19 protein-coding genes are annotated in these 21,199 nt (G+C 61.4%); 13 read left to right on the top strand and 6 right to left on the bottom strand.

The features are described from left to right. Positions 1–66: 66 nt before the first annotated feature. Positions 67–483: a lipoprotein gene (locus CXQ82_RS27280; protein ID WP_101273115.1), complete on the bottom strand. Its 417-nt coding sequence runs from the start codon at positions 481–483 to the stop codon at positions 67–69. A gap of 177 nt (positions 484–660) precedes the next feature. Between CXQ82_RS27280 and CXQ82_RS27275 the strand changes: the two genes are divergently transcribed. Continuing rightward, positions 661–1,539: a DMT family transporter gene (locus CXQ82_RS27275; RefSeq protein WP_101273114.1), complete on the top strand. Its 879-nt coding sequence runs from the start codon at positions 661–663 to the stop codon at positions 1,537–1,539. A 1-nt stretch (position 1,540) separates the two neighbouring features. On the opposite strand, the gene CXQ82_RS27270 is transcribed toward CXQ82_RS27275, so the two are convergent. After that, on the bottom strand, positions 1,541–2,875 hold the full coding sequence (locus CXQ82_RS27270; protein WP_101273113.1) for an MFS transporter: 1,335 nt from the start codon (positions 2,873–2,875) through the stop codon (positions 1,541–1,543). Between the two features lie 224 nt (positions 2,876–3,099). On the opposite strand from CXQ82_RS27270, the gene quiC reads away from it, so the two are divergent. After that, positions 3,100–5,001, top strand: a complete 1,902-nt coding sequence (quiC, locus tag CXQ82_RS27265; RefSeq protein ID WP_101273112.1) for a 3-dehydroshikimate dehydratase QuiC — start codon at positions 3,100–3,102, stop codon at positions 4,999–5,001. 77 nt (positions 5,002–5,078) lie between these two features. Beyond that, a complete protein-coding gene (locus CXQ82_RS27260) occupies positions 5,079–5,744 on the top strand; it encodes a TetR/AcrR family transcriptional regulator (RefSeq protein ID WP_101273111.1) in 666 nt (221 codons plus the stop codon). A 133-nt stretch (positions 5,745–5,877) separates the two neighbouring features. On the opposite strand, the gene CXQ82_RS27255 is transcribed toward CXQ82_RS27260, so the two are convergent. Together CXQ82_RS27255 and aroQ are read right to left on the bottom strand one after the other, a co-directional pair. Beyond that, positions 5,878–6,726: a shikimate dehydrogenase gene (locus tag CXQ82_RS27255; protein WP_101273110.1), complete on the bottom strand. Its 849-nt coding sequence runs from the start codon at positions 6,724–6,726 to the stop codon at positions 5,878–5,880. Beyond that, positions 6,723–7,172: a type II 3-dehydroquinate dehydratase gene (gene aroQ / locus CXQ82_RS27250; RefSeq protein ID WP_101273109.1), complete on the bottom strand. Its 450-nt coding sequence runs from the start codon at positions 7,170–7,172 to the stop codon at positions 6,723–6,725. Before aroQ ends, CXQ82_RS27255 begins: the two co-directional genes overlap by 4 nt. A 205-nt stretch (positions 7,173–7,377) precedes the next feature. Between aroQ and CXQ82_RS27245 the strand changes: the two genes are divergently transcribed. The 9 genes from CXQ82_RS27245 (at position 7,378) to CXQ82_RS27205 (ending at position 18,195) form a co-directional block, all read left to right on the top strand. Next, the gene (locus CXQ82_RS27245) at positions 7,378–7,899 is read left to right on the top strand and encodes an RNA polymerase sigma factor (RefSeq protein WP_101273108.1); all 522 of its coding nucleotides are present in this window, start codon (positions 7,378–7,380) and stop codon (positions 7,897–7,899) included. A gap of 63 nt (positions 7,900–7,962) precedes the next feature. Continuing rightward, a complete protein-coding gene (locus CXQ82_RS27240; protein ID WP_101273107.1) occupies positions 7,963–8,961 on the top strand; it encodes a FecR family protein in 999 nt (332 codons plus the stop codon). Positions 8,962–9,110: 149 nt separating this feature from the next. Next, positions 9,111–11,867, top strand: a complete 2,757-nt coding sequence (locus CXQ82_RS27235) for a TonB-dependent receptor (protein ID WP_101273106.1) — start codon at positions 9,111–9,113, stop codon at positions 11,865–11,867. Between the two features lie 104 nt (positions 11,868–11,971). Further along, a complete protein-coding gene (locus CXQ82_RS27230; protein WP_101273105.1) occupies positions 11,972–12,604 on the top strand; it encodes a heme acquisition protein HasA in 633 nt (210 codons plus the stop codon). 176 nt (positions 12,605–12,780) lie between these two features. Further along, positions 12,781–14,517, top strand: a complete 1,737-nt coding sequence (locus tag CXQ82_RS27225; protein ID WP_101273104.1) for a type I secretion system permease/ATPase — start codon at positions 12,781–12,783, stop codon at positions 14,515–14,517. A 2-nt stretch (positions 14,518–14,519) separates the two neighbouring features. After that, positions 14,520–15,839 carry an HlyD family type I secretion periplasmic adaptor subunit gene (locus CXQ82_RS27220; RefSeq protein WP_371917374.1) on the top strand — a complete coding sequence of 440 codons (1,320 nt, stop codon included), beginning with the start codon at positions 14,520–14,522 and terminating at the stop codon, positions 15,837–15,839. Next, positions 15,836–17,164 (top strand): TolC family outer membrane protein, encoded by a 1,329-nt coding sequence (locus CXQ82_RS27215; RefSeq protein WP_101273102.1) that lies wholly within the window; start codon positions 15,836–15,838, stop codon positions 17,162–17,164. Before CXQ82_RS27220 ends, CXQ82_RS27215 begins: the two co-directional genes overlap by 4 nt. 135 nt (positions 17,165–17,299) lie before the next feature. Next, complete coding sequence (locus CXQ82_RS27210; protein ID WP_101273101.1) at positions 17,300–17,728, top strand: DUF4160 domain-containing protein; 429 nt, start codon at positions 17,300–17,302, stop codon at positions 17,726–17,728. Beyond that, positions 17,725–18,195, top strand: coding sequence for a DUF2442 domain-containing protein (locus CXQ82_RS27205; RefSeq protein ID WP_101273100.1), 471 nt, complete (start codon positions 17,725–17,727; stop codon positions 18,193–18,195). Before CXQ82_RS27210 ends, CXQ82_RS27205 begins: the two co-directional genes overlap by 4 nt. Here CXQ82_RS27205 and trmA read toward each other — a convergent pair. Both trmA and CXQ82_RS27195 read right to left on the bottom strand, forming a co-directional pair. Further along, positions 18,178–19,257 carry a tRNA (uridine(54)-C5)-methyltransferase TrmA gene (gene trmA / locus CXQ82_RS27200; protein ID WP_101273099.1) on the bottom strand — a complete coding sequence of 360 codons (1,080 nt, stop codon included), beginning with the start codon at positions 19,255–19,257 and terminating at the stop codon, positions 18,178–18,180. The genes CXQ82_RS27205 and trmA overlap by 18 nt on opposite strands. Then, a complete protein-coding gene (locus CXQ82_RS27195; protein WP_101273098.1) occupies positions 19,254–20,549 on the bottom strand; it encodes an NCS2 family permease in 1,296 nt (431 codons plus the stop codon). The genes trmA and CXQ82_RS27195 overlap by 4 nt, the downstream gene beginning before the upstream one ends. A 187-nt stretch (positions 20,550–20,736) precedes the next feature. Here CXQ82_RS27195 and CXQ82_RS27190 point away from each other — a divergent pair, with 187 nt between their 5' ends. After that, a complete protein-coding gene (locus CXQ82_RS27190) occupies positions 20,737–21,183 on the top strand; it encodes a DUF4879 domain-containing protein (RefSeq protein ID WP_101273878.1) in 447 nt (148 codons plus the stop codon). The last annotated feature ends 16 nt before the right edge of the window (positions 21,184–21,199 follow it).

Here is a 21,199-nt window from a genome sequence, read left to right as displayed (position 1 = left end):
GCGATCCTCTTGTGTGCAGGCAGCAGGCGCGAGCCCGCCAATTCCTACGATAGATGTGTTTAACGCTTACTGGCGGCAATAACCTTCGCCGGTATCCACAATCAGGCAATCTTTTTTATCCGCCAGCCATTTCAGCCCAGTGGCTTCGCCGTCGCCGGCGCGCAGCAGTTGCGGGCCGTCAGGGCGGGTGAAGGTGATGCCTTCTTCGTTGGCTTCGCCCTTGAAGGTGCCGGAGTCGTCGGCATCGAGGCCATATTGCATGGTGAGAAGGTAGTGGCCACGGCCAATGCTGTCGTCCTTGGCGATGGTCAGGTTCAAGCCTTCCACGCCAATCCATTTGCCGACCCATTTATCGGTGGGTGGGGTTTCTGGCACCAGCGTCGCTTGCACCGAGGGCGGTGCAGGTTTGGCCGGTTCCTTGGCTTCCTGGTTGCAGGCGGCGAGCAGGACAAGGGTGGAAAGAACAAAGAGGGTTTTTTTCATGGCGGCAGGCCTTGGTTAAAAAGTGTGCAGCAAGCGGTTAAAGCTGCAGCTTTGGACTCGAATTCCGTGATTTAGTGCGCTGTTCGCACGGTGTTTGGTTATGCTCTTGGGGCAGACGCAAGCCCGGCTGCTAGATTACCGGGTTGAGTGCCATCGCGCGCCACACTAGAGAATTCAATGACTGTCAGCACCCCCCTTTCCGGCGTCAACCATCCTTTCAAAGGCATCCTGCTGATTGTGCTGGCGACGTTCCTGTTTTCCAGCCACGACGCCCTGTCCAAATACCTGGCCGGCTTCTACCCGATCGTGATGGTGGTGTGGGCGCGCTACCTGGTGCATACCTTGCTGATGGCCGGGATTTTCCTGCCGCAATCAGGGTTGCGCGTGCTGCGCAGCAAGCGCCCGGGCATGCAGGTGGTGCGCGCCTTGTGCCTGTTGGGCACCAGCCTGTTTTTCACCGCGGCGCTGCATTACATCCCGCTGGCGGAAGCCACGGCGGTGAACTTCCTCGCGCCAATTCTGGTGACGGCACTGTCGGTGCCGCTGCTGGGTGAGCACGTGACGCGCGGCCAGTGGCTGGCGGTGATCTGCGGGTTTGTCGGGGTGCTGGTGATCATTCACCCCGGTGGCGAGCTGTTCACCCCGGCGGTGCTGCTGCCGCTGTGTTCGGCGTTGTTCTTCTGCTTCTACCAGTTGCTCACGCGCATTCTCAGCCAATACGACACGCCCACCACCAGCAACTTTTTCGCCGGGTTGTGCAATACCTTGGTGATGAGTGCGCTGGTGCCGTTCTTCTGGCAGATCCCGACGCTTTGGCATGGCGTGTTGATGCTGGCGCTGGGCACGTGCGGGATGACCGCGCACTTGATGCTGACCCAGGCGTTCCGCTTTGCGGCGCCGGCCTTGCTGGCGCCGTTCGGCTATTGCCAGATCGTGTTTGCGGGGTTGTTGGGCTGGCTGGTGTTCAACCATACCCCCGACGTGACCACGGTGGTCGGCATCGGGGTGATCTGCATGAGCGGGTTGGCCGCTGCCTGGCAGCAGCGGCGTAGGTAGATCACACGTCTACGGTAGGAATCTTGCGCGGCGCCATGAAGTACATCCAGGTCAGCGCAAGGAAGTACATCGCCGGGATCAGGGTGAACAACACGGTGTAGTTGTTGTTGGTCACGGTGAGGATATGCCCGACGATCTGGGTCATGAACATGCCGCCGATGGCCGCACACATCCCGCCGAAACCGAACACCGTGCTCATCATGTGCTTGGGCGTGTAGTCCATCACCAGGCTCCAGATGTTGGCAGTCCAGGCCTGGTGCGCGCCGATGGCCAGGGAGATGGCAAACACCGCGACCCACAGCTGGCTGGAACCGGCCGCCATGATCACGCCGACGATGCAGCAGGCGAACAGCAGCATCGACAGCAGCCGCGCCTTGATCGAGTTCATCCCACGGCCGATCAGGAACGAAGACAGAATCCCGCCACCCACACTGCCGAAGTCGGCGGTCAGGTAGATGATGATCAGCGGGATGCCCATCTGCGTCACGTTGATGCCCAGGTTGTATTGCTGGTTCAGGAACGGCGGCAGCCAATACAGGTAGAACCAGAACACCGGCGCGGTCAGCGAGTAGGCGAGGGCGAAGGCCCAGGTGCCGCGCATGCGCAGGATACGGCTGAACGGCACACGCGGTTGTTCCGGTTCGACTTCCTGTTGCACGTAGTCCAATTCGGACTGTTTAACGGTAGGGTGGTCTTCCGGGTTGTAGTACTTCAGGCCCCAGAACAGCAACCAGATACCGCCAAGTGCCGACATGCACAGGAACGCGGCCTGCCAGCCCCATACGTGCAGAATCAACGGCAGCAGCATCGGCGTCATCATCGCGCCGACGTTGGTGCCGGCGTTGAAGATGCCGGTGGCCACCGCGCGCTCACCGGCGGGGAACCACAGGCGGGTGGTCTTGACGCAGGCGGGGTAGTTGGCGGCCTCGGTCAACCCGAGGATAAACCGGCAGACCATAAAGCCCACCGCCGAGGTGGCCAGGCCATGGGCGCCGGTGGCCAGGCTCCACAACAGTACCGCGCAGAAGAACACGCGTTTCACGCCCACTTTGTCGATCAGGCGACCCTGCAGCACAAAGCCGATGGCGTAGCCGACCTGGAACCAGAAGTTGATGTTGGCGTAGTCCATCGCCGTCCAGCTCATCTCTTTGGCCAGGATGGGCTGCATCACGCCCAGGGCGGCGCGGTCGATGTAGTTGAGGGTGGTGGCGAAAAACACCAGGGCCAGCATGCCCCAGCGAGTTTTACCCACGGCCAGTGCGCCGCGGATCTTGTCGCCGATGCCGGCGTGCAGGGTGCCCGGGCGCGCGGCCAGGGCTGAGTTTTGCAGAGGCATGAGGTCGTACCCGTTTTTTGAAATTTTTATGGTGTGTTCTGGGTCTTTTGTTAACGCGGGTTGCGGGATTGATGGTGCGCAGTGGTTAAAAAATCGTCAATTCGCCAAAGAGGCATAGTGTTCGATAATCGCACCAAAAACTAACCGGTTCGTACATTTTAATTGCTGCGCGTAGGCTGGGGGCGAATAATTTGCCATAAACAACAATTGCCGGGAGTGACCCCATGCAACGTTCCATCGCCACTGTTTCCTTGAGCGGCACCCTGCCGGAAAAGCTCGAAGCCATTGCCGCCGCCGGGTTCGATGGGGTCGAGATCTTCGAGAACGACCTGTTGTATTACGACGGCAGCCCTCGGGAAGTTAGGCAAATGTGTGCCGACCTTGGCATCGCCATCACCTTGTTCCAACCGTTTCGCGACTTTGAAGGCTGCCGCCGCGACCGCCTGGCGCGCAACCTGGAGCGCGCCGAGCGCAAGTTCGACCTGATGCAGGAACTGGGCACCGACCTGGTGCTGGTGTGCAGCAATGCCTCGGCGGATTCGGTGGGCGATGAACGCATTCTACTGGATGACCTCAGCCTGCTGGCGGAACACGCCGGCCGCCGTGGCTTGCGCATCGGCTATGAAGCATTGGCCTGGGGCAAACATGTAAACACCTGGCAGCAGGTGTGGAACCTGGTGCGCCAGGTCGATCACCCAAGCCTGGGTGTATTGCTCGACAGCTTCCACACCTTGTCGCTGAAGGGCGACCCGAGCGCCATCGCCGAAATCCCCGGCGACAAGATTTTCTTTGTGCAAATGGCCGACGCACCGATCCTGGCCATGGATGTGCTGGAGTGGAGCCGGCATTTCCGCTGTTTCCCAGGCCAGGGCGAGTTCGATTTGGCCGGCTTCCTGGCGCCCATTATCCAGAGCGGCTACACCGGGCCGTTGTCCCTGGAGATTTTCAACGATGGTTTTCGCGCCGCGCCGACCCGCGCGAATGCCGCCGATGGCTTGCGCTCGCTGCTGTATCTGGAAGAGAAAACCCGTCAGCGCCTGGCCGAGCAAGCGCCTGCGGTGCCGGCGGATATCCTTTTCGAAACCCCGGCGGCCAGTGAATACGATGGCATTGAGTTCCTCGAATTTGCCGTGGATGAAAGCCTCGGCGCCAAGCTGACCCACTGGCTGGAACGCCTGGGTTTTGCCAAGGCCGGCCAGCATCGCTCGAAGAATGTGAGCCTGTTGCGCCAGGGTGATATCAACCTGATCCTCAATTGTGAACCCTACTCTTTCGCCCACAACTTCTTCGAGGCCCATGGGCCGTCGTTGTGCGCCACGGCGATACGGGTCAAGGACAGCGCCAAGGCCCTGGAGCGCGCGGTGGCCTATAAAGGCCAGCCGTATCGCGGCCTGGTAGGGCCCAACGAACTCGAGTTGGCGGCGGTGCGCGCACCGGATGGCAGCCTGATTTACCTGGTGGACCAAAGCGCGGGTGGCCTCTACGACACCGACTTCAACCTGCAACCGGCCAGTGCTGCCGGCGGTGGCTTGCTGCGCATCGACCACATGGCCATGGCACTGCCGGCCGACAGCCTCGACAGTTGGGTGCTGTTCTACAAGAGCCTGCTGGATTTCGAAGCCGATGACGAAGTGGTGCTGCCCGACCCTTATGGCCTGGTGAAAAGCCGCGCACTGCGCAGCCGTTGCAGTTCGATTCGTCTGCCGCTGAATATTTCCGAAAACCGCAACACGGCAATTTCCCACGCGCTATCGAGCTATCGCGGCTCGGGCGTGCACCACATTGCCTTCGACTGCGCGGACATTTTTGCCGAGGTGCGCCGGGCCAAGGAGGCTGGGGTGCCGCTGCTGGATATTCCGCTCAACTACTACGACGACCTGGCGGCGCGCTTCGATTTTGACGACGAGTTCCTCAGCGAGCTGGCGTACTACAACGTGCTGTACGACCGTGACGCCCAGGGCGGTGAGTTGTTTCATGTGTATACCGAGCCGTTCGAAGGGCGGTTTTTCTTCGAGATCATCCAGCGCAAAAACGGCTACGCCGGTTATGGCGCGGCCAACGTGGCGGTGCGCCTGGCCGCAATGGCCAAGTCGCGTAGCGGTGCGGTGCGCCAGGCGCGTTTATAACGGCTGGCCAGGTGCTTCCTTCGGGGAGCGCTGCGGCCCATAATCACCGCCTGCATAACAATGGCCGTGAGCGCACCATGACCTCGAGTCCCGAACTCCCCGCGGTGTCAGACGCACCGCGCAAGAGTCGTAAGAACAACCCGGAAAAGACCCGCGAAAACATCCTGCAGGAAGCTGTAGTCGAGTTTGTGCAGCAGGGCCTGTCCGGCGCTCGGGTGGATGCGATCGCCGAGCGCATCCACACCTCCAAACGCATGATCTATTACTACTTCGGCAGCAAGGAGCAGTTGTACGTCGAGGTACTGGAGAAGCTCTACGGCGATATTCGCAACACCGAAACCCGTATGAACCTCACCGCCTTGGAACCGCGTGAAGCGATCCGCCGGCTGGTGGAATTCACCTTTGATCACCATGACCAGAATGTGGATTTCGTGCGCATCGTCAGCATCGAAAATATCCACAATGCCGAGTACGTGAAGCGCTCGGACTCAATCAAGGCGATGAACAGCAATATCCTTGAAGCGCTGGGCACCACGTTGCGCCGCGGGGCCGAGATGGGGCTGTTTCGCGAGGGCTTGGAGCCGTTGGACGTGCACCTGCTGATCAACTCGTTCAGCTTTTACCGGGTGTCCAACCGCCATACATTCAGTGAGATTTTTCAGATCGAGCTGTCGGATGAAGCGGTTAAACAGCGGCACCGAGAAATGATTTGTGAGTCGGTGATGCGTTATCTGCAGGCCTGATAATTCAGGTTGGAATGCAATCCATGTGGGAGGGGGCTTGCCCCCGATGGCGGTGTGTCAGCTACACATAAGCTGACTGACCCACCCCCATCGGGGGCAAGCCCCCTCCCACATTTAACCTCCGCTCCCGCATTCAGTTATTCATGCTCTGAAAATGCGCCAACATCCGCTGCGCATCCGGCACCTCGCCGCTGAACAACTCAAACGCCTTCACCGCCTGGAACACTGCCATGTTGCCGCCATCCAGGGTGCGGCAACCCAAGGCACGTGCGCTGCGCAGCAGTTCGGTTTCCAGGGGGAAATACACAATCTCCGCAACCCATAGCTCAGCCCGCAGCAGCGCCGCCGGCACCGGCATACCGGGCAGCTTGGCCATGCCCATCGGCGTGGTGTTAACCAAACCATCGGCCTCGGCCAGGGCGTTTTCCAGGTGCTGGCCTGCCTGCGCGCGACCGGCGCCGAAACGCTGGGCCAGGTTATCCACAAGGTCGCGGGCGCGGGTGGCGTCCACGTCGAAAATACTCAAGTGCTCGACGCCTTCGGCCAGCAGCGCATGGGCCACTGCCGCACCCGCACCGCCGGCCCCCATCTGCACCACACGCTGGCGCGGCACATCATTCAAGTTGCGCCGGAAACCTTCGGCAAACCCCAGGCAATCGGTGTTGTGGCCGATGCGTTTGCCGTCCTTGAACACCACCGTATTCACCGCGCCGATACCCCGGGCCTCGTCGGACAGTTCATCCAGCAACGGTAGGATCGCCTGCTTGCACGGGTAGGTAATGTTCAGCCCGGTGAAGTGCATCAACTCGGCGGCGTCCAGCAGGTCGGGCAGAGCATTGATGTTCAGTTGCAGCGGTTCCAGATCGATCAACTGATACAGGTAGCGCAAGCCCTGGGCGTCACCTTCCTGTTCATGCAGGGCAGGGGTGCGCGAGGCCTGGATGCCGGCGCCGATCAGCCCGGCGAGAATGCGCGGTTTCATTGGGTTGATCCCTTCAACAGCTGGCTGAAATGTTCCAGGGCCAGGTGGTAGCCATGGCTGCCGAAACCCGCAAGCACCGCCTTGGCGATGGGCGACACGAACGAGTGATGACGAAACGCTTCACGCGCATGCACATTGGACAAATGCACCTCGATCACCGGCACTTCACTGGCCACCAGCGCGTCGCGGATGGCCACCGAGGTGTGGGTCCAGGCCGCCGGATTGATCACGATCCCGGCGCAACGGGCGCGGGCTCCGTGGATCCAGTCCAGCAGTTCACCTTCGTGGTTGGTCTGGCGGAATTCGATTTTCAGCCCGAGTTTTTCAGCGCTGCGCCCGCACAGGGCGGCGACGTCGGCCAGGGTTTCATGGCCGTAGGTGGCGGGCTCGCGGGTGCCGAGCAGGTTGAGGTTGGGGCCGTTGAGCACCAGCACGATAGGCGGCATGGGGAGGTCTCCAGAATTATTATTGGTTGTGCTGATAAAATGTACTGGATAGTTAATTTGGTCAATTGATGCCGACGTATCTGTTCGATTACCGAACCGTTAATCGCCTCAAGATGGCTTCGAATCAGATTAGATATCAATTGAAAATCATTCTCGACAACGCTTAATATGCCGGCCTGTTTCCTTTACATTCCAGGGAGTCGGTTTGTCGGACGTGGATCTCAAAGGCCTGTTTCTCAAGCATGCCGATACCCTGCGCGGGTATCTGGCCCGCAAGGTACGGGACCCGCAGTTGGCCGCAGACCTGGTGCAGGAGAGCTTCCTGCGCCTGGCGGAAAAACCGGCCGGCGAGCGTATCGACAACTCCCAGGGCTATCTCTATCGAACGGCGAGCAATCTGCTGATCGACCACATTCGCCAGGAAGCACGGCGCAAGACTGACTCCGTGCCCATCGAGGCGCTGGCCGAGATTGAAGATGAAGTGGCCGGGTTGGAGGCTCAGGCAATGGCGCAGCAACAGCGACAGGCATTGAAGCAGGCACTGGCGGAATTGCCGGAGCGTACCCAGCAGATTTTCCGTCTGAACCGCATAGAAGGCATGACTCACGCCCAGGTTGCCCAGCACCTGGACATCTCCGACAGCTCCGTACAAAAGCACCTGGCCAAGGCCCTGGCGTATGTCATGCAGCGCTTGCAGGAAGGTGAGGTGGCATCATCCGACGAATGAATTACCGAAAAACGCCAGGTCAGACGTCACAGCGTTATATAACGAAAAATTCGAGATTCACACGTGAATAGCCAGGGTCCGCAACAGCACAGCATTACCGAGGCGGCCGCCGATTGGGCGGTGCGCCTGCACGCCTGTGCTCTGACTGAGCAGGAACAGGCCGAACTGCGGCAATGGATCGCCAGCGACAGCCGCCACGAGGCGGCGCTGCGCTTTGCCGAGCAGACCTGGGCTGTGCTGGGCGAAGTGCACAAAGACGAGCCCGTACACCGACAACGCCCGGCTGCAGCGGCGATGCCCATACGCCGTTCCAAGCGGCGCAAGCCCTGGCAACGGGCGGCGGCCGTCGCGTTGGTGCTGGTGGTGGCCGGTGTTGGCTGGGTGCGCGGGCCGGACGCGCTGCTGCAGATGCAGGCCGACTACATCACCCAGAAGGGCGAAGTGCGCACCGTGCACCTGGCCGACGGCAGCACGGTGGAGTTGGATTCTGCCAGCGCCATTCGCCTGGACTACGACGGTGTGCAGCGGCGCATCAGCCTGATCCAGGGCTCGGCGATTTTTGACGTGGCGCCGATGGTGGGCCAGGAAACCCGGCCGTTCGTGGTGCAGAGCGCCGGCGGGCAGACGCGCGCGCTGGGTACGCGGTTTGTGGTCGAGCGCGAAGATGATCGGCAGGCCTGGGTGGGCGTTTTGCAGCACAGTGTCGCGGTCTCGCTGCAAAACCCGCCGAAAAACGGCCCGGGCGAGCGCGTGCTCAAGGAAGGCCAGGCCGCGCGCTACAGCCCGCGGGAGGGCGTCGTGCCCCTGGACCAGTTCGATGTGCAGCGCGCCACCAGTTGGCGGCGCGGTGTACTGATCTTTGATCGCCAGCCCCTGGCCAAAGTCGTCGAGCAACTCAACCGCTACCGCCCGGGGCGTGTGGTGTTGACCAACGCGGAGCTGGGTGATCGTGAGGTCAGCGGGGTGTTCCGCCTCGACATGCTCGACACCGCCCTCGGCACTCTTACCCAGGAACTTCAAGTGCAACGCTTGGACCTGGCCGGCCTCAGCCTGATCTATTGATACCCCGGTGGGAGGCCTGCTCCCACCCGCGTAACCCCCCCGATTAAAAAACTTTCAAAAAACCTTACTGACTTCCTGCGCCTCGTACGTCTTGGTAGGTGAGAAGCATTCGCATAAACAAAAAAACGATTAGCGTAGGGAACCCAGCAATGTCAGCAATCACCAAGGGGCGTATCACCGGTAGTCGGTTAGCCCTGGCCATTCACTTGGGCCTGTTCGCCGCAGCGGCTCCTGTGTATGCGGCGCAGCCTTCGGTGGATGCTGCCCAGCCCGCCGTACTGACGTTCGATATCCCTGCGCAATCCTTGGGCAGTGCCGTGCTGGCGTTTGCAGACCGGGCCGGTTTGCAGGTGTTGTTCGACAGCCAGCGCCTGCAAGGCCTGAGCAGCACCTCGCTTAAAGGCACTTTCAGCGTGCAGGAAGGCCTGGGCCGTTTGCTCGGCGCCGCACCGGTGGAATACCGCTTTACCGGCGATCGCCAGGTCACGCTCAACCGTGTCAGTGACGAGCATGCCGGTGCCATGACGGTGGGCACCACCACCATCACCGGCAATACCAATGGCCAGGCCAGTGATTGGGTGTACCAGAGCCCAAAGTCCGTGGCGGTGATCAGCCGTGACATGATCGATAAACGCCCGCCTCGTCACGCTGCCGATATGCTCGAAGAAACCGCCGGCGTCTACACCGCCGTCGATCAACGCGACCCCGGCCTCTCCGTGAACATACGCGGCGTGCAGGACTACGGCCGCGTGAACATGAACATCGACGGCATGCGCCAGAACTTCAACGTCAACGGTCACCAGCAGCGCAACGGCACCATGCTGATCGACCCGGAGTTCATTTCCAGCATCCAGATCGACAAGGGCAGCCAGTCGGGGCAGGGCGGGGCGGCGGTGCTGGGCGGGATTGCCTCGTTCAAGACCCTCGACGCCAGTGAGTTCCTGAAGGACGGCAAAGACTACGGCGGCCGCATCCGTGCCGGCAGTGGCATCGGTGAGCTGGGCAACGGTACCGACTTCAACGGCAGTGGCGTGTTTGCGTTTGGCGATGAGCGCGGCGATGTCATGCTCGGCTACAGCGAACGCCATTTCGGTAACTACCGTGGCGGCAAGCACAATGACGACAACCTGGGCACCAACATACGCGCAAGAAAGTACGCCCCGGTGGCCTTCGACGACTGGTTGAACAGCGAAGTCGGCGATACCGGCAGTGTGACCCGCTCGCAGATTGTGAAGTTCGGCCTGAACCTGCCCAATGACCAACGCGTGCAGTTGAGCTACCTGGAAAGCGACACCGACAGCAACGACGCCTGGGGCTACATTACCGACGACCTGCAAAGCTCCTATTACGTGCGTACCAGCAAGAACAACCTCAACGCCAAAAACGTTGCGCTGGATTACAGCTACAGCCCGGATAACCCGCTGGTCGATCTCAAGGCCAAGCTCTATTACGTCACCACCCAACTGGATCGCGCCAACTCGCCGAATGCCGCGTCGCTGAGTTCAGGCAACTACACGCCAGCCTATACCGACCATTTCCAGACCGACACCTGGGGCCTGCAAGGTGAAAACACCTCACGCTTTGACCTGGGCAACGTGGGGCATTTGAGTTGGAACTATGGCCTGGAGATGTACCAGGACACCTTCAAGCCGCGCACCAACAAGATCGAATCGACCAACACCGTGGCCACCGGCTCCTTGCCCTACACCCCCAGCGCCGACCCGGAAGGCAAGCGCACCATCGCCAGCCTGTTCAACAACCTGCAATACGAATATGCCGATTGGCTGACCGTGGATGCCGGCCTGCGTTACGACCGCTATCGGCTCGAAGGGGTCACGGGGATGACGCTGTGGACGCGTGGCGCGGTTTACTCAAGCACGGTGGGGTCCAGGCGTGTCGAGCAGATTTATGACATCGACCGTGAAGAGGGGCAGTTTTCGCCGACCTTCGGCATTGGTATCAAGCCCGGCCTCGACTGGTTGCAACTGTATACCCGCTGGGGCAAGGGCTGGCGCCCGCCGGCCGTTACCGAAACATTCATGAGCGGCCGTCCTCACGGCGGAGGTTCTAACGAGCGGGTGTTCCCCAACCCTTATCTCAAGCCAGAGGAGTCTCGCGATTGGGAAGTGGGCGTGAACGTGTTCAAGGAGTCGTTGTTTTTCAATGACGACCGACTGGGCATCAAGGTGGCGTACTTCGATACCAAGATTCAGAACTTCACGTTCCTCAATACCAGTGTGAGTTTGCCGGAGACCACCGTCGGCGGTTTCAACGGGATCATGGCGTATACCAACAACCTCAATGACACACGCTTCCGCGGCCTCGAATACCAGCTCAATTACGACATGGGCCGCGCGTATACCAACCTCAGCTACACCCACATGATCGGCACCAACGAGTTTTGCTCGAAGAACTATTACCTGGGCGGCGCCAAGAAGGCCGGCCCTTCGACCACGCGCATCGAACAGTTTACCCGGCCAAACGGCACCATCGGGTTCCGACCGGTGACCACCTATAACGTGCTCGACGACGATGCGGCCAACAACCTGGAAAGCTGCGGCAAGATCATGGGCAACGCCACGTACACCCCGGCGGATCGCGGCTCGTTGACGCTGGGCGCGCGCTTCCTGGATAAACGCCTGGATACCGGTGTGCGGGTTCGCTACAGCTCCGGCAACGGCGAAAACCTCAACAGCCAGGGTTACGACCTGATCGACCAGGCCATGTGGCCCAAATACACGGTGTATGACTTCTACGCCAGTTACTGGATGACCGACCAATTGAACATCGCGCTGGCGTTGGAGAACGCCACCGACGAGGCGTATTTCGTCGCCATGGGCGATGCCAACAACCTCAGCCTGGCTCGCGGGCGGACGTTGAGCGGGATGCTCGAATACAAATTCTGATGCCGGTGCGCAGGCACTCGGTCAATCACGGTTTTGCCCAGGGTTGGGCAAAAAGTACGCGTCAGCGTACTGATCAATAGCGCTGTATATAACGAGGTTTAGTGATGACTATTTCTGTTAGCTACGAGTCGTACCTGGGCACTACTTCGCTGTCGGACTACCTGTCGGACTGGGCTCTTGGTTTTGCCACGGCTGGCCATGGCACCGGTGGTAACAACGGTGGCTTCAGCAACGGCACCTTCAGCGGTGACCAATATTCGGCCCACGGTGGTAACAACTCCGATTACGCGTTTATCGCCGACAGCGACACCAGCAACGGCTTGCACTACGTGTTCAACCCGACCCTGCCGGCCAGCAGCAACCTGAACCACTACCTGTGGGGCGAGTTGGATAACGTTGAGCTGGGCACCGGCCTCACCGGCGGTAGCGGCAGCGATTTCGACCTGAGCGCCTACAAGGTGGCCTTCAACGGCCTCGACCTGTTCGCCGCTGAAGGTGCAGGCCGCACCGGCAACGAAGTGCAGAGCGTGATCTATGGCCTGATCCAAGGCAACACCACGGCCCTGGAATCGGTGCTCAACGAACTGCTGGGCGCTATCGACTCCAGCCTCTCCACCGCCAGCACCTTCGACGAAATCTCCGCAGGCCTCGCGGCTCACGCGGCGTCTGCCACCACCGCCGACGTTGCCTTGGTGGGCGTGCAAGACGTGGCACAGGACTGGGCACTCGCGGCCTGACACCTGCGCTGCATGAAAAAAGCGAATGGAAGATTGCTCTCCCATTCGCCGCATGACACACCGCCGTCGCCCAAGCCTTCTAACTCTTCGAGCGATGGCGGTGCCAAATTCTGCGGAGCGCCGTAGCGCCTGTCAACGCGCGAGCGCTCCCCGTTTACCCCCACGAGAATCCCCAGATGCGCCACGCCGGCAACGAAACCCTGGCCGCCCTCACGGCCTATAAAAGTGGCTTCTTCAACATCGGCCTGTTCTCGGCGGTGATCAACCTGCTGATGCTGGCCCCGGCGCTGTACATGTTGCAGGTGTACGACCGGGTACTGGCGTCGGGCAATCAGATGACCCTATTGATGCTGACGCTGATGATCCTCGGCTTGTTCGGCCTGATGGGCGGCTTGGAGTGGGTGCGTAGCCAGGTGGTGATCCGCCTCGGCACGCAAATGGACATGCGCTTGAACCAGCGGGTGTACGACGCCGCGTTCGAAGCGCAACTCAAGGGCGGCACCCAGGCGGCGGGCCAGGCGCTGCATGACCTGACCACCCTGCGCCAGTTCGCCACCGGCCAGGCGTTGTTCGCATTTTTTGATGCGCCGTGGTTTCCGGTGTACCTGTTGGTGATCTTCCTGTTCCACCCCTGGCTCGGCCTGTTGGCGCTGGGCGGTGCGGTGATCCTGATCGTGCTGGCGTGGCTCAACCACCATGTCAGCCAGGCGCCGATGGCCCTGGCCAGCCAGCTGTCCATCAGCGCCAGCCAGCAGGCCACGGCCAACCTGCGCAATGCCGACACCATCGAGGCCATGGGCATGCTGGCCACCTTGCGTGGGCGCTGGTTCAGCCAGCATCAGGCATTCCTGGCCCAACAAAATCTGGGCAGTGAAAAGACCGCCGCCGTCAGCGCCTGGTCCAAGGGTGTGCGCCTGGCCTTGCAGTCGCTGGTGCTGGGGCTGGGCGCATTGCTGGCGGTGCAGGGTGATATCACGCCGGGGATGATGATCGCCGGCTCGATCCTGATGGGCCGGGTGCTGACCCCCATCGACCAACTGATTGGCGTGTGGAAGCAATGGGGCTCGGCGCGCCTGGCGTACGAGCGATTGTCGCAGATGCTGGAGGCCAACCCGGCGCGACCGGCGCGCATGAGCCTGCCGGTGCCCAAGGGCCAGTTGAGTGTCGAGCAAATCAGTGCCTGCGCACCTGGCAGCCGTCGACCGGCGCTGGCCAACCTGGGCTTCAGCCTGCCGGCGGGCGAGGTGCTGGGCGTGATCGGCCCGTCGGGTTGCGGTAAGTCCACCTTGGCCCGCGTGCTGGTGGGCGCCTGGGCACCGCTGGCCGGCAAGGTGCGGCTGGACGGCGCCGACCTGGCCCAGTGGGACAAACAACAACTGGGCCCGCACATCGGCTATCTGCCCCAGGACATTCAACTGTTCGCCGGCAGCATCGCGGACAACATCGCACGGTTTGCCGAGCGCGATGCCGACAAAGTCCTGGCGGCCGCGCAAATGGCCGGTGTGCATGAACTGATCCTGCAACTGCCGCAAGGCTACGACACCCAGCTGGGGGAGGGCGGGGCAGGCCTGTCCGGCGGCCAGAAACAGCGCGTGGCCCTGGCGCGTGCGCTGTATGGCCTGCCCGCGTTGATTGTGCTGGATGAGCCCAACTCCAACCTCGATGAAGTCGGCGAGCAGGCCTTGCTCCAGGCCATTACCCAACTCAAGCAGCAGCACCGCACGCTGGTCCTGATCACCCACAAACCCAATGTATTGAGCCTGACCGACCACTTGCTGATCCTCAAGGACGGCCAGTTGCAAGCCTTTGGCCCGACGGCGCGGGTGTTGGAAGCACGGCAGAAGCCGGCAGCCAACAAGCCGGTGTCGAGCATGAGCATGAGTTACCGCCTCGGTGAAGGAAAACAGGCATGAGCATGACTAAACCGGTGCTGGTCAGCGACCAGCCGAACAATGTGCTGGCGCTGGATGATAAAAAATATTCGCGCCTGGGCTGGTGGCTGGTGCTGGGGGGCTTTGTCGGCTTTCTCGGTTGGGCGGCATTGGCGCCGCTGGACAAGGGCGTGGCGGTGTCGGGCAAGGTCATGGTCTCGGGCCACCGCAAGACTGTGCAACACCCCACCGGCGGCATCGTCGAACGCATTGAGGTACGCGACGGTGAGGTGGTCAGCGCCGGGCAAGTGCTGCTGCGCTTGAAGGAGACGCCCTTGCGCGGCCAGATGCAGTCATTGCGCAGCCAGTACCTGGCCTCGCTGGCCAGCGAAGCGCGCTTGAGTGCCGAGAGCGAAGGCTTGTCGGCGATCACGTTCGGCCCGGAACTGCTCACCGAGCCTGCGGCGGCCAGCATGCTGGCGCTGCAACGGCAACTGTTCAACAGCCGCGCCCAGTCGTTGGCCACCGAGCAACAGGGCCTGCGTGAAACCATCGCCGGGGCCGAAGCGCAGTTGCGCGGTACGCGGGATTCGCAAGCCAGCAAACTGCAGCAACGCGCGGCCTTGAATGAACAACTGCAAGGCCTGCGCGAACTGGCCCGCGATGGCTATATCCCACGTAATCGCCTGCTCGACAGTGAGCGCCTGTACTCACAGATCGACGGCACCATCGCCGAAGACTATGGCCGTATCGGCCAATTACAGCGCCAGGTACTTGAGCTGCGCCTGCGCATCCGCCAGCTCGGCGAAGACTTCCAGAAAGACCTGCGCGGCCAGTTGGCCGAAACCCGCACCCGCAGCGACGACCTGCGCAACCGCCTGGCGTCGGCCGAGTTCGAGTTGGCCAACAGCCTGGTACGCGCGCCCGCCTCCGGCGTAGTGGTGGGGCTGGATGTCTACACCGAAGGCGGGGTGATCAAACCGGGCCAGGCGCTGATGGACATCGTGCCCCAGGGCGAACCCTTGCTGGTGGAAGCACGGGTGCCGGTGCAGATGGTCGACAAGGTGCACCCGGGCCTGCCGGTGGAGTTGTTGTTCTCGGCCTTCAACCAGGCCACCACACCGCGCATAGCCGGGGAGGTCACCCTGGTATCGGCGGACCGCCAGGTCGACGAGCGCACCGACGAGCCTTATTACACGCTGCGTGCCCAGGTCAGCGCGGCCGGCATGCAGCAACTGGACGGGGTGCAGATCCGCCCGGGCATGCCCGTGGAAACCTTCGTCAAGACCGGTGAGCGCTCGATGCTCAACTACCTGTTCAAGCCTTTGCTCGATCGAACTCACATGGCCCTGGTGGAAGAATGAAGGTGCTGTTGTTTTGCCTGTGTTTGAGCTGCACCCCGGCGGCGCATGCCCTGGGATTGTTGGACGCCTACGACTTAGCCCTGCGCAACGATCCGACTTTTCAGGCGGCGATCCAGGAGCGTGAGGCCGGTGAAGAGAACCGCGTGATAGGCCGTGCCGGGCTCCTGCCCAATCTGTCCTGGAGCTACAACAACTCGCGCAATGAGTCCGAAGTGACCCAAAGCACTGCCGTCGGCAATGTCACCAGCGACCGCGATTACCGCAGCTACGCGTCGACACTGACCTTGCAGCAACCGTTGCTGGATTACGAAGCCTATGCGCGTTTTCGCCAGGGTACCGCCCAGGCGCTGATGGCCGACGAGCGTTTTCGCGGCAAGAGCCAGGAATTGGCTGTGCGGGTACTCAGTAGCTACAGCCAGGCGTTGCTGGCCCAGGAGCGCATCGAGCTGAGCCGTGCGCAGAAACGTGCGTTTGCCGAGCGCCTGCAACTCAACGACCGCCTGCTGAAAGGCGGCGAAGGCACGCGCACCGATGTGCTGGAAACCCAGGCCCGTCTGAGCCTGGCCCAGGCTGAAGAAATCGAATCGCTGGACGCCCAGGACAGTGCCCTGCGCGAGTTGGAAGCCATCGTCGGCCAGCCGTTGCAGATCGAAGAGCTGGCGCCCCTGACGCGTCAATTCGTCATCGCGCCACTGGAGCCGAACCGTTTCGAGACCTGGCGCGAACTGGCGCTGGCGAATAACCCGGAGCTGCAATCCCAGCACCACGCCCTCGACGTTGCCGAGTATGAGGTGGAGCGCAAGCGTGCCGGGCACTTACCCAAAGTCAGCTTGTACGCCAGCAGCCGTAAGACCAGCTCCGACTCGGAAAGCAGCTACAACCAGAAGTACGACACCAACAGTGTCGGCATTCAGGTGAGCCTGCCGCTGTTCGCGGGTGGCTCGGTGTCGGCCTCCACCCGCCAGGCGGCGAACCAGTTGTCCCAGGCCAGGTATGAGCTGGATGCGCACACCTCGGCCACGCTGGTGGAGCTGCGTAAGCAATTCAACCTCAACACCAGTGGCGCGGCGAAGGTGCGCGCCTATGAGATGGCCGTCAGCTCGGCCACCGCCCTGGTGGCGGCGACCAAAAAGAGTGTCAGCGGCGGTGAGCGCGTCAACCTCGATGTGCTGGACGCCGAGCAACAACTGTTCACTGCGCGCCGCGACCTGGCGAATGCGCGGCATGCGTATCTGCTGGCGCGGATTCAGTTGAAGTATTACGCGGGGTTGCTGAGTGAGCAGGACTTGCGGGCGTTGGCGGAGTATTTCCAACCGTCGGCATGAGTGGTTACAACCCGGCGTTCGCCGGGTTTTTTATCGTTACTAATCTGTGAAACAGCTCCAGGGGTATGGAGCCTGTTGTCGGGTAACTGTGGAAAATTGTTACCGGGCGGAAAATAACCTAACGGATGGGTTACGATGAAAGTAGGTGCTTATAAAGGTTATGTCATCTCGGTGTTTCTCAGGGATGAGCATTGTCCGCCTCACGTCCATGTGAGGGGCAACGGATGGGATGCGCGGTTTCGTTTCAGTTTTCTGGATGGGGACGTGGAGCTGTGGGATGTAGACCCGGAACGAAGGCGGCCACCGACTGCGGTCCTGAGGGAAATAGGCGAGGCGATAAGGCAACGGCACTACTTGGCGCGCGCACGACGTATCTGGTGGGAGAACCTGCAAACGGTTTGCCTGGAGAACCATTCCTGGGATTGGGAGGCCAGTGAGGTCTTGCCCGGGTTGCTCATTCAGCGCGGTGTTTATGTGATCGCACGTGCCCGGCACGACGTCGTGGGGCAGAAAACAATTCTGAATCTGGTCAGGGCACCAGGTTTTGTGGAGATTGATTTATGAAAAAAATCGTAAAGGCCAAAGTCCGGCCCTATGTACCGATCACGGATGCCGATGTCGACAAGGCCATCGCGCGTGGGCGCAAGCTGAAGCGTCTATACGCCAACGCGAGCAATGTGCGTTATGCAGACAATTGCATCTCCATTGGCTTCAGCGACGGCAGCCGCGTCATGTTGCCAGTGGCCGGCCTGCCGGAGTTCGAAGGTTTTTCCGTGCAGGATTTCGAGCAATTGGCGGTCGGTTTCGGCGGCAAGGCGCTGTGCTGTGAGGCTAAGGATCTGGATGTTTCCATCACCGGCTTGATTGCGACAAGCCAGCCACTGATGGACCTGGCCACAAGCATGGTGGCCTCCCGCAATGGCCGCAAAAGCAGCGCCGCCAAAGCCGCTGCCGCCCGTGCCAATGGCAAGAAGGGCGGTCGGCCACGCAAGAAGGACCAAGAGAGCGTTGATTTACCGCCGGGTCAATAACACCCCGGATTCCATATGGTGCGTCCACGGGAACTGGTCAAACATCGCGCATTGAGTGATCTTGTGCGTGTCATGCAGCTGCGCAATGTTCGCCGCCAGCGTCTCCGGGTTGCAGGAGATGTACAGGATATTGTCGAAACGCCGGGTCAGTTCGCAGGTGTCCGGGTCCATGCCGGCGCGCGGCGGGTCGACGAATACGCTGCCAAACTCATAGCTTTTCAGGTCGATGCCGTGCAGGCGGCGGAACGGGCGCACTTCGTTGAGCGCCTCGGTGAGCTCCTCGGCAGACAGCCGCACCAGGGTCACGTTGCCCACCGCGTTTTCATCGAGGTTGCTGAGGGCGGCGTTGACCGAGGTCTTGCTGATTTCGGTAGCCAGCACGTTACGCACACGCGTTGCCAGCGGCAGGGTGAAGTTGCCGTTGCCGCAGTACAGCTCGAGCAAATCATCCGGGCGATCGCCCAAGGCGTTGTACGCCCAGTTGAGCATCTTCTGGTTCACCGTGCCGTTGGGCTGGGTGAACGCGCCTTCGGGTTGGCGATAGCTGAACGTGCGGCCGCCGACCTCGAGTTTTTCCACCACGTAGTCGTGGCCGATCACATCGCGCTTGCCCTTGGAGCGGCCGATGATGCTCACGTTCAAGTCGGCGGCCAGCTGGTTTGCAGCGGCGTGCCAGTGCTCGTCCAGCGGGCGGTGATAGCACAGGGTGATCATCGCATCGCCGGCCAGGGTGGTCAGGAACTCCACCTGGAACAGCTTGTGGCTCAGCGCGGCGCTGGCTTGACAGGCGGCCTTGAGCTGCGGCATCAACTGGTTGATGCGGGTGCTGGCGATGGGGAACTCTTCGATCAGGATCGGCGTGCGCTTGTCGTCCTGGGAGAACATCGCGTAGTGGCGCTCACCGCCTTCGCGCCATAGGCGGAACTCCGCCCGCAGGCGGAAGTTCTGCAGCGGCGAATCGAATACCTGCGGCTCGGGCGCGTCGAACGGCGCCAGCAGGTCACGCAAGCGCGTGACCTTGTCTTGCAGTTGAACGGTGTAGCTTGCGGCGTCAAAAGTCATGCGTTGAACCAGCCCAGCTTGATCACAAACAGAATCGACAGAATCACCAGGGCCGGGTTCAGCTCACGATAGCGGCCCGAAAGCAGCTTGATGGCGGTCCAGGCGATGAATCCGAAGGCGATGCCGTTGGCGATGGAGTAAGTGAAGGGCATCGCCAGGGCGGTGATCACCACCGGCGCTGCAACAGTAATGTCGTCCCAGTCGATTTCGGCCAGGCCCTGGGTCATCAGCACCGCCACGAACAGCAGCGCCGGCGCGGTGGCGAAGGCGGGAACGCTGGCGGCCAATGGCGAGAAGAACAGCGCCAGCAGGAACAGGATCGCGACCACGATGGCGGTTAAGCCGGTGCGGCCCCCGGCGCTTACGCCGGCAGCGGATTCGATATAGCTGGTGGTGGTCGAGGTGCCCAGCAGCGAGCCGGCCATGGCGGCGGTGCTGTCGGCGATCAGGGCACGGCCCATTTTCGGCATGTGGCCGTCCTTGCCCATCAGGCCGGCGCGCTTGGCCACGCCGATCAGGGTGCCGGAGTTGTCGAACAAGTCGACGAACAGGAAGGCGAAGATCACGCTGACCAGGCCGATATCCAGCGCGCCTTTGATATCCAGTTGCAGGAACGTCGGCGCCAGGGACGGCGGCATCGATATCACGCCACCGAACGGGGTAACGCCCAGCGCGATGGAAACGATGGTCACGGCCAGGATACCGATCAGCACGGCACCGCGCACGGCCAGGGCTTCCAGGGCCACGATCAGCATAAAGCCGAGGATGGCGAGGATCGGTGCGGGTTTTGTCAGATCGCCCATGCCCACCAGGGTATTCGGGTTAGCCACCACGATATCGGCGTTATGCAAGGCGATCAGCGCCAGGAACAGGCCGATACCGGCCGCAATCGCCGAGCGCAGGGGCAGGGGGATGCTGTTGATGATCCACTCACGGATACGGAAGATCGACAGCAGGAAAAACAGCACCGCCGAGATAAACACCGCACCCAGCGCCACTTGCCAGGTGTGGCCCATGTGCAGCACCACGGTGTAGGTGAAGAAGGCGTTGAGGCCCATGCCCGGCGCGAGCGCAATCGGGTAGTTGGCGATCAGGCCCATCACGGTCGAACCGATGGCCGCCGCCAGGCAGGTCGCGACGAACACCGCGCCCTTGTCCATGCCGGTCTCGCCGAGGATGCTCGGGTTCACGAACAGGATGTAGGCCATGGCCAGGAAGGTCGTGATGCCTGCGAGGATCTCAGTCCGTACGTTGGTGTTGTGTGCCTTGAGTTGAAACAGCTTTTCCAGCATGCCTGCTCCCTGTGACGCTATTTTGCGTCGTGATTTGTTGACCTCTAAGTCAAAGCACAAACTGCGCCAAGCGCCTGTGATACAGAGAGGATCGGAAAAAGCGGCGCATCATACCAGCAGCCGAGGCTGTGTGGCGCATGGCCTTGAGGCATACTGCGCCGACGTTCAACAGCGGGTCATCGACAGCATGAAAAAAGCCAACGCGTGGAGTCTAGCTCTGATCCCTTGTGTCAGCCTGTGGCTCGCTGCGGCACCGGCATGGGGCGCGACTGCACCGGCCTTGAGCGAGGTGCGCGTGTTCAAGGTCGAATCGGCCCGTTGCGCTGAAACCATCCCCGAGCGCGTGCAAAGCACCCAGATGTGTACCCACCGCGGGCCCACCAAGGTCTCGGTGATGGAAGTCGGCCTGGGCAATAACCCTGTAGGCCTTTTCAACGGTGCGGTACTCAATGGCCAGCGCACACCGGTGTGTCAGGTCGGGAATATCAGCGAGGCCTGCAATGGTGCGGGCACCTTGATGGGCTACATCTATGTGTTTGACCTTAACGTGGCCGACCAGGGCTGGTTCGAATACAGCAACTCCTCGATCAACCCGCCGCGAAACACCCTGAAGACCCTGCTCAATATCCGCTGATCAATCACCTTGAACG

It is taken from the genome of Pseudomonas sp. S09G 359, from assembly GCF_002843605.1.
GTDB lineage: Bacteria > Pseudomonadota > Gammaproteobacteria > Pseudomonadales > Pseudomonadaceae > Aquipseudomonas.
The sequence above is the reverse complement of the archived record's forward strand: the minus strand, read 5'-3'. Positions and strand labels throughout refer to the sequence as shown.